This window comes from Paenibacillus sp. J22P165 (genome assembly GCF_059692015.1).
Window position 1 is genome coordinate 64,272 of the sequence record NZ_JCAUAP010000017.1, and the last position, 16,549, is coordinate 80,820.

Genomic DNA, 16,549 nt, shown 5'->3' on the forward strand with positions numbered 1-16,549 from the left:
CATACATAAAGACAAGCTCACACTGGGTGTGAGCCTATCTACTACTTACATATTCTGGTGAATCTAGTAATCTTCCCACTCTTGTCGTGCAAGGATCTTACCTGATTTTTGAAGCTCATGTCGGATTGACTTGATAATATGCTGCATCCGAATCGATTCACCTGATTCCGCCGCCAAGAAAGCGGAAGAGAGAACGACGTTCTTAATATTCCCCCCTGCAATCTCGTAGCGCTGGGCTAGATATTTGAAATCAACATCATTGCTAAGCGGCGCTGCAGGAGGAAACATAGATTGCCAAATTTTCTCGCGATATTCGCTGTCCGGAAATGGAAATTTAATGACATAATTGATCCGCCTTAAGAAGGCCTCATCAATGTTATTAAGTAGATTGGTAGCGAGCACCGTGATCCCCTGGTATTCCTCCATTTTTTGAAGTAGATACGCGGTTTCAATGTTGGCATACTTATCGTGTGAATCTTTTACCTCGGAGCGTTTCCCAAACAGTGCATCCGTTTCATCAAAAAACAGCACCGCATTACTCAACTGCGCCTCTTCGAAAATTTCGTGCAGGTTCTTCTCGGTTTCACCGATGTACTTACTGATCACCTGGGATAGATCTACCTTGTACAGTTCCAGCTGTAAGTCCCCGGCTACAACCTGCGCCGACATCGTTTTCCCTGTGCCTGGCGGCCCTGCGAAAAGCATGCTAAGCCCCTTGCCGTAGGCCAGCTTCTTCTCGAATCCCCAATCGTTGTACACGACGCCGCGATACTTCACTTGGTTACACGCATTGCGGAGCTGATCCTTCTGCTCAGGGGGAAGAATCACATCCCCCCACCCATAGCGAGGCTCAATGCGCGTTGCTTTGCGCTCCAGCTTATGCTGCACCTGCTGGTAGCACGCCTTGTACAGCGCATCGCTGCGCAGTGCGCCGGCATTGCCCGTCCCGGCAGCAGCTGTCGTCTGCCAGGAGGAGTACCCGCGCGCCAGCGTGAGCGCGCGGCGAATTTGCCCTGGGGTGAAGCGAAATTTGCCGCTCATCACCCGGTAGTCTACATCGTCAGCGACGCAGAGTTCTTGCGCGAATGCCTGCCACAGGCGCTCGCGCCCGCCTTCGTCTGGCACGGCAAGCTCATGCTCAAGGAGCAGCCGCTCCTTGGGCTTCCAGCTTAGCCGGTTGAACCGTCCGGCTAAGAGAAAGACCATGCCGCCGTAACCGTCGAGCTGCTCATGGAACCGCCCTAGCCGCTGCTGTGCAGCCAAGTCCGGCTCATCAGGGTAAAGCACTTCCAGCCGTGTGAAGCACAGCACAGCTTGGTGCAAAATCGCTTCGCGCACGATGATGCTGATCTGCTCTTCAAAGCTTGCCGCATGCAAAAGGACATCTGCCAGATTTACTAGCAGCAGAGGCTTATTGAAGGAGCGGCTGAGATGCTTCACCTGCAGCTTTTTGCCAGACCCCGCATTTCCCCATAAGTGAAAAGCAAGGCGCTTGCGCTCAGTCACCGGCGCCTCATACACGCTTTCAATAAAGCCACGCAGTCGTTGCTGAAAGTCTTCTTGCACAAGCAAGGGGGAGAGCTCATCATCCGGATAGACAATCTCAACCGCTGGTTTCAGCTTCGGATCTAACTCACCCGAATCCAATAGAAAGGTCACAATCCGTTTATCCAACTGCAAAGGTTTGGACAATAGGGTCTGACCACTGACGACAAGTGTGTCTGGATGCAGCACATAGCGGGCTAATCTGCCATCCGGCGCCATAAAGGTCGTACGCGCAGCCCGCATGTCCTCTGGACTTTGGCAAGCAATTTGCAGCGCCAAGCTGATATTAGGCGTTTTGTTGGTTAGATCGTCTAACAGAAAGCCGAAAATACGCTCATACTTCCGATCCAACTCCACAGCTAGCCCCAGCATAACGATGCGCTCTTCTATAGAAGAAAAGCCGAAAACCGTAGACAAATAAGCCAACGGCAGAAAAACACCTGACTGACGGCTATGGGCCAGGCGATCGGTGATTGCGCTGTCCAGCAGCTCTATTCGTCCTAGCAGCTCTTGCTCTTCCTCATCGATTTCTTCTTCCGTACTGAATCCGCCAATGAGACGAATAAATTCGTCCTCCGATACAAACATTCCGCGGAATGAATCCGTTTGCGGATCAGGCGTCAGCTTTTGACGACGCTTATAGAGAAGCTCTAGCTTTTTATCTAGCAGCAGAAGCTCGTCCTTATAATGTTCCCATGCATGCACATACCCTAGAGCTGTCATAAGCCTCCCCAATGACTCTGTATATTTTTTATTAACAAATCGATTAACATCATTAATTGCTTGCGTAAAGAGGGGGTTATTCTTTACAATATCAGGATAAGGCACAAATCATTTCGACACCTACTGCCCTGAAAGGAAAGTGGCCTCCTTTTGATGGAACAATTTCCAGCACATGATCCAACTTGGAATCGAAAGCTCATTCGAATGTTGTGGTGGATCCTCATCATTTATGAAATAGCTGCTACGATTGCTTTATTCTTTGAAATCAGTGAGCAACCGACGAATGGGTTCGATAGCTTCATTCGCTTCCAACTTGTTCCTACATTATTGCAGCTACTTGTTATGGGCTTAGGTTATTTGGCCATGCACTATTTAAAGTTCTATAGAGAGTTTATCATGATCGCATGGACCATGACCATGATTAGTGTATTCATCCTTTGCATACCTGAAATGACACACAGTTACGAGCTGCTCAGCATGCCTGTTTTGTTAGCATCGATCTATTTTCAGAAAAGATATGTTATTTTCGCTTACAGTCTCGGTATCGCTTATTTACTCATCCTGCTGCTAACCCAGATGGCTAGAGGACAATCAGCAAACCCCTACGAGATCATTGTATCCCTCACGATTATTACCGCAACATCCATGCTTTGTTTTGCCATTATGAGCCGTGGGCTTGACCTGCTTGCCAGGCTGAAGAATTCGGTCGTACGCGAGCAAGATCTACTGATTCGCAACGTCATGATTGACCGTCTTTCCAAAGTCGATGCACTTACCGAGCTCTTCAATCATCGCTCTTTTCAAGAGCATACAGACCACCTTATTTCCCATATGCCCCATGATACACCTCTCGTGCTCGCCCTGATGGATATTGATAATTTTAAGCTCATTAATGATAATTATGGTCACTGGGTTGGTGATGTTGTTCTCAAAACCATCGGCGGCCTTCTCAAAGACGTACTTGGCCCCGACGATATGTCTTTTCGGTATGGCGGTGAAGAGTTTGCCGTTCTATTCGTTGGGAAGTCGCATCAGGATGTGCTGCCCATTTGCGAAACAATAATGGAAACCATCCGCAATACCGTCATTCCAGAAATGCCCGAATACAAATTGACCATGAGCATCGGACTCGCAACGTATAATCGAAACACGATGAAAAAGGCATGGTTTCAACTCGTTGACGAATGCTTATACATCGCAAAGCGCAACGGCAAGAATCGCATTCACGTCCATGCAGCCGATATTCAAGTGCCGATAGCTGAATAACCCTTACAACCAGGAGCAAAATGCTTCTGGTTTTTTCATTTGGAGTTGCCGTGGAAAAAAGTGTTAAGCCTCATACATGAATTGGTTGCATTAGGAAAATAATAACCTAAATCAAAATGAGGTGATAATGATGTGTCATTCCATAGCCATATTGGCTGATGTTCAAGAAGTCATGAAGCAATTCCGCGTCGATCGGCTCTTATCTTACAGTTCCAATCGGTATGAGGTGCGACCTACTGAATCTGTGTCTGCTGTGATGATTAATCGCAAGGGAGAGCGCCTGTTAGATGAATTCCGTTGGGGACTGATGCCTTTCTGGGCCAAAGATGCTGTTTGCGGTGAACGCAACTCTATTTTCTCCAACATCGTGTTCGAGCGCATTGTCAAAAAGCAACGTTGTGTCATCCCTTGCAGTAGTTTCTACGTGGGGCGGACAGAAGGGAAGGAAACCGAGTGGATTCGTTTCAAAATGCGGAGTGGAACGTTCGGTATCGCAGGGCTCTACGATATTTGGCAAGCACCTTCCGGTGGAGAGGAGCTGCGTACGTGCATGATGCTAATGACGGAATCCAACTCCGTTGTATCTCCGTATCACGCTAGCATGCCAGCTATTCTCGATGAGGAGCACATGGAAAAGTGGCTGCAGCCGGATCAGAAGGACAGCCGTCAGTTACGATCATTTCTTCAACCCATTGATGAGATGCGAATGGTCGCTAATATTCTTACATCCCCTGCAGAGAAGATGGAAGTGGGTTCGGATGTCAGTATTTTCGTATAAATAAGTACCTTCCTCTACGATATGGAACGTCAGTCCGAATGAAAAAAACTGTCCTCATGTAGACAATCGACTCTACGTGTGGACAGTTCTTTTTATTTTTTCTTCGGTACGGGCGGCAAAGCGCCACCTTCTCCGATGATTCGCACGCCATCCGCGCATACTCCGTAGGGTTCCCATCGGCAGGTTGCACATAGGTTGCTGATGTCCGCAGGCCGCACTTCTAAGGCAACTTGACCACATATCGTCGCCCACGTTCGCTCCATACCGACAGCTAAGCCAAGCTTGGCAACGATTTCGGCGTCACGCTGATACACGGTCCGATTCTCACAATGCGCAACTTCATCTTTCGGAAATTCGGCGCACAAATCATCCGGACCCAGTACAACACGAATCATCGTTTCAGGCTCAGTCCGCAGTTGCTCGTACACCGTCGTCATATTCTCACAAAATGCAGGGGAGTACCCCATCCCTCTATAGCCCAGTAGACATAGCAAATGGTGGCCACGCAGCTGGATGATAGGTTCGATCATACATTATTTACCCTTGGTACGCGGTACAATCCGTATCCAGGCATCGTAATAACAGGATCTCGATCCTCTTCGAGCCCATCTCCTTTGGAGTGTAAAGCTACGTCGATGAGCCATTTGGTAAAATCAGCCACCGGCATGGAAGCCATTTCCTCAAGACTGTAAAAGCCTGCCGCATCTACCTCTACCCCATCTGGCTGAGGGGTTCCACTGATGTAGTCCATTTCAAAAGCGATGTACACATTATGTATGCTTCTCGGCAAATCGCGCAAAGCAACTAAACGTGAAACGGAAGCTTCAATACCGCATTCCTCCATGACTTCACGCACAATCGTATCTTGAATCAGCTCATGCTGCTCTATATATCCACCTGGGTTCGTCCATCGACCTTTCCCTGGCTCTTGCGCTCTACGCACAAGGAGAATTTTTTCATCCTTCATCACCAAAGCACCGACACCAATGCTATAGCTCCCCCAATGTACAAAACTACACGATGTGCAGGCTCTTCTCTCCGTCCCATCGACATCACGCGTCTCCATAGCAGCTCCACAGCTGCTGCAAAATTTGACTTCCATCTGTCTCAGCTCCCTTGATCATCCATCTTCTAATCATCTATATGCAAGCTTACTGCGAATGATGGACAATAGGCAAGCCTGTCTTTTAATTGCTCCTAGAACCAATCGATTAGATTGTAAGATCAAAATGGAAATGCAAACCCTCGTCCAGTCGGAAAGGCAGCGCCCATGTTTGCTTCCAGGGTCAAAGATGCAAAAGTGCATCTTATTTCATATAAAACCGCTCTGCGTAGACGAATTGATGCAAAAAGGCAACCTTTTGGAGCTAAAATGTACTAATTTGCTAATTGAGGCAGAAATTGATGCCTTTATGCATCTATTTTAGATTAAGAGGTTATACCGGTATAAAAGGTTGCACTTTTGCATTTCTCATGTTCACGACTGTACTCCAAACACGAACTTAGGTGATTTGGAGGCAAATCTAGCAGAGGCGGGCGGGGTTGGGGTCAGTTTACCCTTTAAAATTGAAAAAGAGGCCACCGCCACATACATGGCTTGAGGCCCCTTCCCTGGCGTGCCGTTCCTTCTCCGCCCTCTATTTAAACCAAAAACATCGCCACAATCGTTGTCACAGCCAATCCGATGAGCACAGGCTTCAGATTCCGTCGCGCGAGCTCGAACGGACTCACACCGCAGATCGCCGCGGCTGGAATGAGCGCCCACGGGATCAAAGTCCCGCCGCCGACCCAGATGGCGGCTACTTGCCCTAGCGCAGTTAGCACCGCTGCGCCTGAACCAATGGCGGTCGCGAACAGCTGCGCGATGGAGCCCGCCAAGGAAATGCCCGAGAAGCCGGAGCCATCGAGGCCGGTAATGGCGCCGACGACGGTTAACGTCACGGCACCAATGGCTCCATTCAAGGGCACAACGCCTGCGAGTGCCACGCCTAGATCGTTCACAAGACCATGTGAACCTTCAGGCAGTATTTTACCGAATAGATCCGTAATTGCGGAGTCACCTAAATAGAAGAAAGCCGCAATCGGGATGACGGGTCCGAAGACTTTGAAGCCAAACACAAAGCCTTCAATTAAATACGATGTGATTTTCTCCACACCCGCATTGCGATGAGCGATTAAGGTGACTGCGATTAAGATAAACACCGCTGTACCACCTACGAGAGCGGTTGCATCACCGCCTTGCAAATTCAAGACAAACATTGCAATAACATCTAGCGCGAACAGCACAGGAATTAGGATAGCTAGTGTTCGTTTCAAACGCTCTCCGATCAGCACTTTAGTCTCTTCCTCCACAGGAACGAGGCCTCCGCTTTCCTCTAATCGCGAGTCGATGAGCCCGCTGCGCCATTTCCCATTTTTCATATCGCGGCGCATCAGCCAGAAAGCTGTTATTGTCGTAACAAGCCCCATCACGATGACGAGAGGAACACTCGCTTCCATTACGGCAGATACTGGCAATCCTGCTGCATCTGCTGTCAATTTAGGCGCGCCTTGAATAATGTAATCGCCAGATAGCGCAATCCCATGTCCGAAGAGGTTCATCGCCATCGCGGCACCAAGTGCCGGCAAGCCAACGCGAACAGCAACGGGCAACAACACAGCGCCAATCAGCGCAACCCCAGGGGAAGGCCAAAAAAACCAGGACGTCACCATCATAATGATCCCAATACCCCAGAATGCGAGTGCTGGTGTTCTCAAAAATTTGGTCAGCGGCGCTACCATCGTTTCATTAATCCCCGTGCGAATTAAGACGCGGCTCATGGCCACGATAATGGAGATAATCATAATCGTCCCCATTAACTCTTTGGTCGCATAAATAAAGCTGTTAAATACACCTGATACTGAGCCGCTCAACGTCTCCGTCGCTAACAGCCCTAATGTAAAAATACCCACCACACAAATCATCGTCGTATCTCTTCTTTTAACAAGAAGCGTAAGAATGAAACCAATGAACACTAAATAGACCCAATGAATCGGTAAAAGTTGAATATCCATCCTGCACCACACACCCTCTCAGCCCAAGCAGCAATTGGTGCTACATACTATGCTCGGCTAGGCGTAGGCGTTCGTCTAAATTCGGGCATTTCGTCACCTTGTGGTACAATAAAAAGAACTATTTTAATGAGGTAAGGGGAACCTACATACATGGCTAGGAATCAACGTTTACATACGGATTCAGATTTTCAGGAGGTCATTGACCGACAGGGTGTTGTTCGCATTTTTAAGGATGATCATATCGTCGATTCCAATGCAGTTGTTCTACGTTTCAGTGATACGACAGTCGTGGTGCAAACGCGCGTCAGCGATTTGACCTATTATGACCGAGCAGCTTGTGAGTTTTTTGAAATGAAAAAAAGATAGAAGAGGTTTACTCTTCTACCTTCAACTGACATTCAGCAAGTTTTAAGACTTTCGTTTTATATTTCCATTTGTAACCCAGCCACAAGACTAAGAACAAAGGAATACCAATATAGGAAGCAAATAATAATTTCCAGTCTACTTGGCCCTCCGAGAACGCGCTAATACTTTGACCGATAATGACAATCATACACATGACGCCTGCCAAGATGGGCCCGAGCGGAAACCACTTGGAACGGTATGGAAGATCAGAGATCAGACGGCCCTGCGCAACATAAGCTCTGCGGAAACGGTAATGACTAATCGCAATACCTAACCACGCAATGAAGCCAGACATACCGGAGGCATTCAACAACCACAGGTACACTTGACCATCGCCAAAAAAAGAGGCAAGGAAAGCTAGCATCCCAAGTGCCGCTGTCGCAAGAAGTGCGAATACGGGAATACCGCTTTTATTTAATTTGGCAAACATCTTAGGCGCTTTACCTTCTTTGGCTAATACCCACAGCATTCGTGTGGAAGCGTACATACCGGAGTTGCCTGCAGACAGCACAGAACTTAGAATGACAGCATTCATCACAGACGCAGCGATACTTAAACCTGCTTTTTCGAAAATGATCGTAAAAGGACTTGCCGCAACGCTGTCGCTGGCTAAGGTATCTGTTGCGTAAGGTATCAGCATGCCCACCACGAAAATAGCCAAAATATAAAACAAAAGGATTCTCCAGAACACACTGCGGATTGCGCGAGGTATGCTCTTCTGTGGATTTTCAGACTCACCCGCTGCTATCCCAACCAACTCAGTTCCTTGGAATGAGAAGCCAGCAGCCATACACACGCCAAGAACGGCTAATAGGCCGCCTGAAATCGGCGCATCACCTTCCGTGAAATTACGGAATCCAACGGCTTCCCCGCCCCAAATGCCGACAATCATCAACAAACCGATGCCAATGAATAGAATAATCGTTGCAATTTTAATCATCGCAAACCAATACTCTGACTCGCCATAGCTTTTCACAGACAACAAATTAAGTCCTACCATCAGTGCAAGGAATAAAGCGCTCCAAAGAAATGATGGGCTGTCGGGCAGCCAAAACTTAATAATTAGCGTTGCCGCAGACAACTCAGCAGCGATGGTAATCGCCCAGTTGTACCAGTAATTCCAACCTAAGGCGAAACCAAGTGAGGGGTCTACGAATTTCGTAGCATACGTGCTAAAGGTTCCAGATACAGGCATATAGGTGGCCATTTCTCCCAAGCTTGTTACGAGGAAATAAACCATAATGCCAATAATAAAGTAAGCTAATAAGGCCCCGCCCGGTCCAGCAGCATGAATCGCTCCTCCGCTTGCTAAGAATAATCCGGTTCCAATCGATCCTCCGAGTGAAATCATCGTCATGTGACGCGACTTCAACCCTCTACGTAATTTGTTCTCTGTCAATTTCTAACTCTCCTATATCTATTCAATTAGCCTACATGTTCCCAAAGGCCGAAAAACGCAAAAAAGCCGACTCTCTCCAATGAATAAGAAAGGCAGCTCACATTTCCTCATCATATCTTTTTCAAGATAGCACAACATACTGGTTTGCTTTCACAACAGTATGACAGTTCCGTCCCTTTCGGAAACGTCCCCAGCCAACGCGGTCAGTATACCGTATGGCTTCGGCAATGATGCCTTTTCATCGGGATCAATAGTCTCTACTGGACTTCCTCCGATGTACTCTTCAACATTGCGACCTCTACCTCATCTAGATCGATGAGGGTTCCTATTTAATTGTAACGTGCTTGACCCTTACTTATATTAATTATCCTTTGGTCAAAAATCAAATGGGTATTCATTCCACGCATGCGTGCCTCTGGGCACGAAGCCAAATAAAAAGAAGCCGCTTGGATGCGACTCCTGACAATTGTTTCATTTTATTTTTTATGATATAACTTCATTTTCCACATCAAATCATCTTCGGACATATACGACGTACCCGCATGGATTCTATAAATTTCATTATTCCCTTTGGTATTAATCCCCTCTTTGGTCGTAAAGAAAAGCTCAATTCCCAATTCCTTTCCTACCCCAATAACCGTGTCATTATAGGAACCAAAAGGAAAGGCAAGTAGACGATACTGTGATCCTAACTCTTCCTCAATACGGGTTTCAGCTTTTAACAGGTCCTGCTTAATTCTTTTTCGATACTCATCGTCCGTTTCCATTCTTTTTTCATTTTCCAAATAGATAGGATTAGTGAGCATTGGCATCAGAGTATTGCCAGAACCCGCCTTGACTTTATCATGATGATCGTAGGTATGAGAGTAAAAACTCATCCCATTCTGTTTCATTTCTCTCATCTGATCCCATGTTAAACGAGGTGCCTTAGGATGATCTATCGAATCAACAACGATAAATTTAGTAGCATGGAAACCAAAGTTAAGTAATTCAGGATACGCTTGGGTATAAAATGATTCATAGCCGTCATCAAATGTGATGAGAACCGCATTTTGAGGAACCGCAGCCTCCCCCTTCATGAAATGAAGAAAATGTTCCATCGAAATCACATTGTAATCTTCTTTCTTCAACCTTTGGAGGTGACTTTTAAATCTTTTTGGGGAAATGGTAATCCCGTTTTCTTTTTCATCAATGTGATGATAGGCCAGTACAATGACTTTGTCCGTATAATGAACCTTTTGTTTACTATAATCTGCCTGATCAAAAGCTAGCGCATTTACTTGACGCTTCCCCTGTTGTTGCTGCGTTTCGAGTTCTAGTTGCTGTACGGCTGGTTTCACCTCTTGCTTTACTTCTTGTTCTACAGCTAGTTCTGCTAACGGTTCATAAGAAGGCACAAGATGTTCTTCACTTTTTACTTGTTCTGGACTTAGGGTCTGCTCCAAGGACTTTGGCGATGCGTTAGGCAATACAACATAGAGACAAAATAAAAAGCTAGAAACTAAAAGAACAGTAAACGCCAAATTCGTTGGATTTCCCAATTTCAGTCCATTCATGCTGACAACAACCCCGTAGATGAGATAATGATAAATTACGAAGATATTACCATGAAAACGCTTTCTTGTAAACTATTTATTACGGCTACTTTGTCTTCCTAACCGTTAAGTTCCATAGAAGCAAGTTGCACGAAATGGAAACCCGCTTGTCGCAGCACCGGAATCGCTTTGATGACACCCTCCGCTGTATCCTTCTCGGGATGATTCATGTGTGCGAGAACGATGGATCCGCTCGGGGCCTTTGAAATGGCGTTGTATACTTGCTCCGTGTTATAAGTCGCTCCCGCATCACCAAGCACCGAGTATCCTGCTATCGCAAATCCTAAATCATGCGCAACAGATACCGCAATCTCATCATAAAATGCTGTACCTGAACGGAAAAATAGGGGTCTTTTCCCCGTCAGCTTCTCTATCTGATCCGCATTATCATTCATTTCATGAATGACTTCTTTGACGTTCTTCGTACCCGCAATACCGTATGCTGGCTTGCCTGTTACGGATAAAGGGCGGTGCTCGGTGCCATGATTTTCGATCTCAAACAAAGGATTCGCGGCAAGAAGCTGAAAAGTAGACGGATTCGCAGCCATCCATCTAGCATTGATGAATAACGTAGCTGGAATCTGCTCCTGAATCAGATACTGGATCAGCTTCTCATCGTAGCCACTGCCATCCTTCCCGCCGCAGGCATCAAAGGTAAGGGCAATCACTTTGTCCTTCGTTTGTAATCGTGTTTTGACACCGGGGACACGCTCTCCCCACTTCGTTGGACTCGCCGAAGCATAACGAGCAATCAAGGATTGTTCTACCGACGCGAAAGCTGGGACAGCTTCCGTATCTTCCGTTTTAACCGTTGGACTATCGGATGAAGGATGGGATGAGGTCGTTGGGACAGTTGACGCGATAGGACTACTCACTGGTGTTGTTAATGTAGTGTTTGCAGTTGGTGCAGCTGTTGGCGCTAGTGCCGGTGTCGATGCAACCACAGTTTCCACTTCCATAGCACCCTGCTCCACCTGACAACCTGCAAGCGCTAACATCGCGCTCATGAAAAAAAGGAGGCACATCGCGCGCCCCCTCATTTATGCTTCCGCCAGTCTAATTTACTTTTCTCCAGCTGATAGGCAAAATCGTTCTCAAGACGCTTCTCTTCCGCCTTGCGTGCCGCCTCTACCTTGGCTCTCTCTGCGTCCTTCTTCGCTTGCTCTTCCGCTTTCATCGCGTCAGCCTGGGCTTTGAGTCCTTCTAGTATTTCCGGACGCAGTAAATCTTTCAGCGTTGCAGGTTTATCTTGCACACTAGCCGCAGCTGGCGTCATTTTTGCTTTCTTTTTCACCATAATAAGGTCACCTCGTCTACAAGTTCTCCCTATTATTGTACACCTCTATTGATGTAAATGATACGGTACTGTTGCAACAACGATATCCTTATCGGCTTGAAGCTTCGAACGAATCCGCGCCGCAGACTGATTATGGAGCAGACGATGCCACCATTTCTTCGGCATGAATTGTGGAAGAATAACCATGATGGATTGCTTCTCTGACACATGCGTATCGATACGATCAATGAATTCTGCCAGCGGCTTCAGGATCGTTCTATATCGCGATTTGAACACAACGAGTCGAACGCCTGGATCCCAGATCTGCCACTTCTCCTGCATCGATTCTTCATCCTCATCCGAGAAGGACACATAGAATGCGATAACGTTTGGCGAAAGCGATCTGGCATAGTTCAGAGATTGCTCAACCGCTTTGTGAATCCCAGCCACAGGTACGATAATGACGGGCTCTTTGGTACACACACGGTCTTGTGTGATATCAATGCGAAGTTGCTTCGCTACATCATCATAATGGTGACTGATCTTCGTAATGAGCCATAGTAAGATCGGCGTCACAACAATGACGATCCAAGCGCCTTCACTGAATTTGGTGATACAGAAAATAATCAGAACTGCTAGAGACACAATGCCGCCTAGACCATTGATAATTAATTTGCCAATCCAGCCGGAGACGCGCTCTTTCAGCCATTTGCGAACCAAACCGCTTTGAGCCAAGGTAAAGGATAAAAATACGCCAATCGCATAAAGCGGAATAAGTGCATCGGTTTTACCTTTGAAACCAATCAGAAGCAGACTTGCCAATACGCCTAACGTGATGATGCCATAATGATAGGAAAGACGATCTCCACGGAAGGAGAACATGCGCGGGAAGTTTTTGTCCTGAGCCATGATCGACGCCAAGATCGGGAAACCATTAAAACTCGTATTCGCTGCAAGCACCAGAATGAGCATCGTTGCGATTTGAGTCGCATAATACATCGTGCCACGGCCAAAAGCTTGCTCCGTCACCATCGATAAGACCGATGTATGACCATTAGGGTCAGGCGCAATTCCATACCCTAAAGCAATCAGCGTTACACCACCGAAGACGATGGCCAACAAGCCGCCTAAGGAGATAAGCGTACGCTTAGCATTTTTCACGGAAGGTGTTCTGAAATGGGGTACCGCATCCGAAATCGCTTCGATCCCTGTTACTGCTGAGCAACCAGAAGAGAACGCTTTAAGAATAACGAATAAGGTCAATGAGCTCGTTGCTGCGCTGGGTGCGAATTCGATAGCGTGTGTATTCAGTGAACCCGTGAGCAAATCGAAAATGCCTTTTCCAACTAACAACAGAATACAAAGGATGAAAAAATAAGTAGGTATGGCGAATACCGTGCCTGACTCAGAAGTACCTCGCAAATTCAGCCAGACCATAATCCAAACCAGCAGGATGGTAAGTGGAACAATGTACGGTACGGCAGATGGAAATGCAGACGTAATCGCCTGGACGCCAGCCGAGATCGACACGGCAACGGTAAGGGTATAGTCAATCAGTAAGGAGACTCCTGTAAGTCGTCCCCATACCATCCCTAAATTCTCTTTCGTAACCATATAGGCGCCGCCACCCATAGGGTAGGCTTCAATCACCTGTCTGTAGCTCAACACTAGCAGAAGTATTAAAGCAATAATGGAAATCGCAATCGGCAAGGAGAAGGCAAATGCAGCTACACCAACTGTTGCAAGCTCTAACAGAATCTGCTCTGTCCCATACGATACGGAAGATAAGGCATCGGAAGACAGGATGGGAAGTCCTTTCCAGACAGGCATTTTCTCCGACTCAATCTCACTCGACTTTAGCGGCTTACCAAACACAATTTTTTTCAATGAATCACTTGTCATTTCTCACTTGTTCCTCCAATTAAAACGAATATCACGCACCACACTTGAAAAATGGACGCAAAAAAACACAAGGAATGACCTTGTGTTTTAAACACATGTTCTCCTTTCTCACGATCGCTTACGAGGTTAGCTGCCGGGTTCGGGCCGCGAGAAATCTGCCCTAAAAGGTACTTGGTATCCGTACCCCTACTCACCCCATGATACTTTTGGTTCCCCCGCTTTTCTTAACAGAAAATTAAGCGAAATATTCAACTGTTCTGGTACGTGTTGAATACTACTCTCTTCTACTCACATAGTAAAGGATGGAAAAAACGTAAAAAGCCCCCTCCCACCTCTTGTATCACGCAATAATTCGCTTACAATTACTTGATTCTTTGATTATCTTCCATTTTCGTACGTAATCAGGGTATTTGATGAAAAGAAGTGGGTTGCATCCTTCAGAGGTTGTTCGATTCATGCAATCGTCCCTTCAAAAGGAGGAATTTCGGGGAAAATCCAGCTATTGGCTCACGGCTTCCCTTATATAATCGTGTAATTTACCCAATCCAGGCGTGTTGCGCCCATTTTGTCAAAAAACTGTTGTGCACGTTGATTATCTGGTCCGGTGACCCATGACATATAGGCATAACCGTTTTCCTTGGAATAACTTTGGCATTTCCTGAACAAATCTTCTTCTTCCGCCGCCCCACGAAATGGCTCGAGAAGGAAGAGGTCATTCATGATCGTAATAGGACTTGCTTTTATCGTACTCCAGGCAAAATACAACGTTGCAAAGCCGATGAGTTCCCCCTCCTTAACGACAACAAACTGTGTACCGCCTTGCTCTAGAAGCAGGCTGCTAATCAAACGATGAATAGCGGTGGTTTCCGGCCTTGGCTTCTTATAAAACCCTACGATATAGGCATACATCAACTCTGTGAGTGTCTCTAAATCTTCCATTTCCGCTTTTCTAATTATGTGGTGTCCCATCGTATTCCTCATTTATCTTTTTCGAATAATAATACAATTTAATGAATTAATATACAATATTCCAATGGTCATATACTTAAATTCATTGACACACCCTAACCCTCATGATAAACTGTAACAATTAATATTATAGTTTAGATCGGATGGTGTACCATGTCAAATTACACGACTACCTCACATCAAGAAATAGCGTCAGCGCCTCCTGAGATGCCAGGTCGCTTACGTGAAACACCGGTATCGTGGTTGCTCTGTTTTACCATTGTACTGGTGATTATGAACACGATGATGTTCAATCTGGCACTTCCCAAAATCTCTGTTCAATTCGAGCTCAGCCCCTCGACAGCATCGTGGATTGTTACGGGATATTCCATCATTTTCGCCATTGCCTCTATTACCTACAGCCGCTTGTCCGACTTCGTGCCTATTCGAAAACTCTACGTCATTGCCCTGCTTTCACTAGGCGGTGCTTCCGTCTTAGGGCTGTTCACGAACAGCTTCGGATTGTTGCTGCTTACAAGGCTGATTCAAGCATCTGGCGCAGGAGCGATCCCATCGCTGGGTATCGTTCTCGTCACACGTTACATCCCATTGTCTCGCAGAGGCAGAGCTATGTCGCTCATCTTATCCGCGGCTTCACTCGGCTTAGGACTCGGTCCCGTCGCAGGCGGTTCTATCGTTCAGTATTTGGGCTGGCACTTCCTGTTCGTTATTACTGGGATTACGCTTCTGCTTATCCCTATATTTTTAATCCTGCTTCCAAAAGAAAAAGCAGAAAGCGGCACGTTCGATTTCATCGGTGCTCTGCTCCTAGGCGTTGGAACGACTGGGCTGCTGCTCTTCCTAACGTCCAAGAGCATCATTGCCCTCTTAGTAGGTATACTCGCGATTGCCCTCTTCGCTCTGCGCATTCGCATGGCGTCGCAGCCTTTCGTGCTGCCTGCGTTATTCAGTGACAGACCTTATATGGCGCTCAGCGCAATCGGCGTTTCTTCCTACATGATTAGCTTCGGCTTCCTGTTCCTTGCGCCGCAGATGCTTGCTCGTGTATTCGGCTTAGCTCCGCTTACCTCAGGACTGCTGCTTTTCCCAGGAGCACTCCTAGCAATGCTGGTGTCGAATCGTGTTGGACGTATCATTGACCGTTATGGGAACACAGCACTACTTCGTTATGTGCCATGGTTGATGTTAGTTTCAACTGTACTGCTTGCTCTGACTGCCAGCTACTCCTCATATTGGATTGCTGCACTCTACATCCTAGTGAGCATCAGCTTCACGACACTTTCCAGCGCTGTATCCAATGAGCTCTCCCGGCAATTGCCGAAGGAACGCATCGGCTCCGGTATGGGCTTGTTCCAATTGCTGCAATTTTTCAGCGGAGCATTCGCTGTTGCGCTCTCGGGGAGCGCGCTGGTCTGGCAGAAATCGCTGCCGCTCGAACGTGCTTTTGATAACCTTATCTGGGGCATGGCGGTTATCGCGATCCTCACCATAGGAAGCTCTATCGTATACAAAAATTATGCAAAAAAACAGCGGACAGAGCTCGCCGCAACGGAGTCCGTTGGAAGAGCGGCGATGCCTAAGCCTGCAGCCGAATAAATACAGCCAGATGGCGCTCAAGCCCAGATTAAGGTGATGAT

14 protein-coding genes and 2 riboswitches are annotated in these 16,549 nt (G+C 47.0%); of the genes, 4 read left to right on the top strand and 10 right to left on the bottom strand.

The annotated features are described in order from the left end of the window. Positions 1–63: 63 nt before the first annotated feature. The gene (locus AC58QM_RS31165) at positions 64–2,268 is read right to left on the bottom strand and encodes an AAA family ATPase (protein WP_497288642.1); all 2,205 of its coding nucleotides are present in this window, start codon (positions 2,266–2,268) and stop codon (positions 64–66) included. A gap of 153 nt (positions 2,269–2,421) precedes the next feature. Here AC58QM_RS31165 and AC58QM_RS31170 point away from each other — a divergent pair, with 153 nt between their 5' ends. Then, on the top strand, positions 2,422–3,534 hold the full coding sequence (locus AC58QM_RS31170; protein WP_497288643.1) for a GGDEF domain-containing protein: 1,113 nt from the start codon (positions 2,422–2,424) through the stop codon (positions 3,532–3,534). 127 nt (positions 3,535–3,661) lie between these two features. After that, on the top strand, positions 3,662–4,312 hold the full coding sequence (locus tag AC58QM_RS31175) for an SOS response-associated peptidase (protein WP_497288644.1): 651 nt from the start codon (positions 3,662–3,664) through the stop codon (positions 4,310–4,312). Between the two features lie 92 nt (positions 4,313–4,404). On the opposite strand, the gene AC58QM_RS31180 is transcribed toward AC58QM_RS31175, so the two are convergent. From AC58QM_RS31180 to AC58QM_RS31190, 3 genes are all read right to left on the bottom strand, one after another. Continuing rightward, entirely contained in the window at positions 4,405–4,842 is a 438-nt protein-coding gene (locus tag AC58QM_RS31180; protein WP_310500860.1) for a DUF1284 domain-containing protein, read from the bottom strand. After that, positions 4,839–5,414, bottom strand: a complete 576-nt coding sequence (locus tag AC58QM_RS31185; protein ID WP_497288645.1) for an NUDIX domain-containing protein — start codon at positions 5,412–5,414, stop codon at positions 4,839–4,841. Before AC58QM_RS31185 ends, AC58QM_RS31180 begins: the two co-directional genes overlap by 4 nt. A 539-nt stretch (positions 5,415–5,953) precedes the next feature. Continuing rightward, positions 5,954–7,366 (bottom strand): hypothetical protein, encoded by a 1,413-nt coding sequence (locus AC58QM_RS31190; protein WP_497288646.1) that lies wholly within the window; start codon positions 7,364–7,366, stop codon positions 5,954–5,956. 150 nt (positions 7,367–7,516) lie between these two features. Between AC58QM_RS31190 and AC58QM_RS31195 the strand changes: the two genes are divergently transcribed. Continuing rightward, positions 7,517–7,732: a hypothetical protein gene (locus tag AC58QM_RS31195; protein WP_056612196.1), complete on the top strand. Its 216-nt coding sequence runs from the start codon at positions 7,517–7,519 to the stop codon at positions 7,730–7,732. 7 nt (positions 7,733–7,739) lie between these two features. On the opposite strand, the gene AC58QM_RS31200 is transcribed toward AC58QM_RS31195, so the two are convergent. The 6 genes from AC58QM_RS31200 to AC58QM_RS31225 form a co-directional block, all read right to left on the bottom strand. After that, a complete protein-coding gene (locus AC58QM_RS31200) occupies positions 7,740–9,128 on the bottom strand; it encodes an amino acid permease (protein WP_497288695.1) in 1,389 nt (462 codons plus the stop codon). 161 nt (positions 9,129–9,289) lie between these two features. Next, a riboswitch (Lysine riboswitch) is annotated at positions 9,290–9,479 on the bottom strand. Between the two features lie 167 nt (positions 9,480–9,646). Then, entirely contained in the window at positions 9,647–10,726 is a 1,080-nt protein-coding gene (locus AC58QM_RS31205; protein ID WP_497288647.1) for a polysaccharide deacetylase family protein, read from the bottom strand. Positions 10,727–10,824: 98 nt separating this feature from the next. Further along, positions 10,825–11,790, bottom strand: coding sequence for a polysaccharide deacetylase family protein (locus AC58QM_RS31210; protein WP_497288648.1), 966 nt, complete (start codon positions 11,788–11,790; stop codon positions 10,825–10,827). A gap of 11 nt (positions 11,791–11,801) precedes the next feature. After that, the gene (locus tag AC58QM_RS31215; RefSeq protein WP_057309125.1) at positions 11,802–12,062 is read right to left on the bottom strand and encodes a YqkE family protein; all 261 of its coding nucleotides are present in this window, start codon (positions 12,060–12,062) and stop codon (positions 11,802–11,804) included. Positions 12,063–12,107: 45 nt separating this feature from the next. Then, on the bottom strand, positions 12,108–13,943 hold the full coding sequence (locus tag AC58QM_RS31220; protein ID WP_497288649.1) for an APC family permease: 1,836 nt from the start codon (positions 13,941–13,943) through the stop codon (positions 12,108–12,110). Positions 13,944–14,043: 100 nt separating this feature from the next. Continuing rightward, a riboswitch (cyclic di-AMP (ydaO/yuaA leader) is annotated at positions 14,044–14,195 on the bottom strand. A gap of 267 nt (positions 14,196–14,462) precedes the next feature. Continuing rightward, positions 14,463–14,912 carry a GNAT family N-acetyltransferase gene (locus AC58QM_RS31225; protein WP_497288650.1) on the bottom strand — a complete coding sequence of 150 codons (450 nt, stop codon included), beginning with the start codon at positions 14,910–14,912 and terminating at the stop codon, positions 14,463–14,465. A gap of 153 nt (positions 14,913–15,065) precedes the next feature. Between AC58QM_RS31225 and AC58QM_RS31230 the strand changes: the two genes are divergently transcribed. Beyond that, positions 15,066–16,508 (top strand): MFS transporter, encoded by a 1,443-nt coding sequence (locus AC58QM_RS31230; protein WP_497288651.1) that lies wholly within the window; start codon positions 15,066–15,068, stop codon positions 16,506–16,508. Positions 16,509–16,549 lie beyond the last annotated feature (41 nt).

Coding starts and splice junctions, on each gene's coding strand:
- AC58QM_RS31165 (WP_497288642.1), bottom strand. CDS start 2,268: ATGACAGCTCTAGGGTATGTGCATGCATGGGAACATTATAAGGACGAG.
- AC58QM_RS31170 (WP_497288643.1), top strand. CDS start 2,422: ATGGAACAATTTCCAGCACATGATCCAACTTGGAATCGAAAGCTCATT.
- AC58QM_RS31175 (WP_497288644.1), top strand. CDS start 3,662: ATGATGTGTCATTCCATAGCCATATTGGCTGATGTTCAAGAAGTCATG.
- AC58QM_RS31180 (WP_310500860.1), bottom strand. CDS start 4,842: ATGATCGAACCTATCATCCAGCTGCGTGGCCACCATTTGCTATGTCTA.
- AC58QM_RS31185 (WP_497288645.1), bottom strand. CDS start 5,414: ATGGAAGTCAAATTTTGCAGCAGCTGTGGAGCTGCTATGGAGACGCGT.
- AC58QM_RS31190 (WP_497288646.1), bottom strand. CDS start 7,366: ATGGATATTCAACTTTTACCGATTCATTGGGTCTATTTAGTGTTCATT.
- AC58QM_RS31195 (WP_056612196.1), top strand. CDS start 7,517: ATGGCTAGGAATCAACGTTTACATACGGATTCAGATTTTCAGGAGGTC.
- AC58QM_RS31200 (WP_497288695.1), bottom strand. CDS start 9,128: ATGACGATGATTTCACTCGGAGGATCGATTGGAACCGGATTATTCTTA.
- AC58QM_RS31205 (WP_497288647.1), bottom strand. CDS start 10,726: ATGAATGGACTGAAATTGGGAAATCCAACGAATTTGGCGTTTACTGTT.
- AC58QM_RS31210 (WP_497288648.1), bottom strand. CDS start 11,790: ATGTGCCTCCTTTTTTTCATGAGCGCGATGTTAGCGCTTGCAGGTTGT.
- AC58QM_RS31215 (WP_057309125.1), bottom strand. CDS start 12,062: ATGGTGAAAAAGAAAGCAAAAATGACGCCAGCTGCGGCTAGTGTGCAA.
- AC58QM_RS31220 (WP_497288649.1), bottom strand. CDS start 13,943: ATGACAAGTGATTCATTGAAAAAAATTGTGTTTGGTAAGCCGCTAAAG.
- AC58QM_RS31225 (WP_497288650.1), bottom strand. CDS start 14,912: ATGGGACACCACATAATTAGAAAAGCGGAAATGGAAGATTTAGAGACA.
- AC58QM_RS31230 (WP_497288651.1), top strand. CDS start 15,066: ATGTCAAATTACACGACTACCTCACATCAAGAAATAGCGTCAGCGCCT.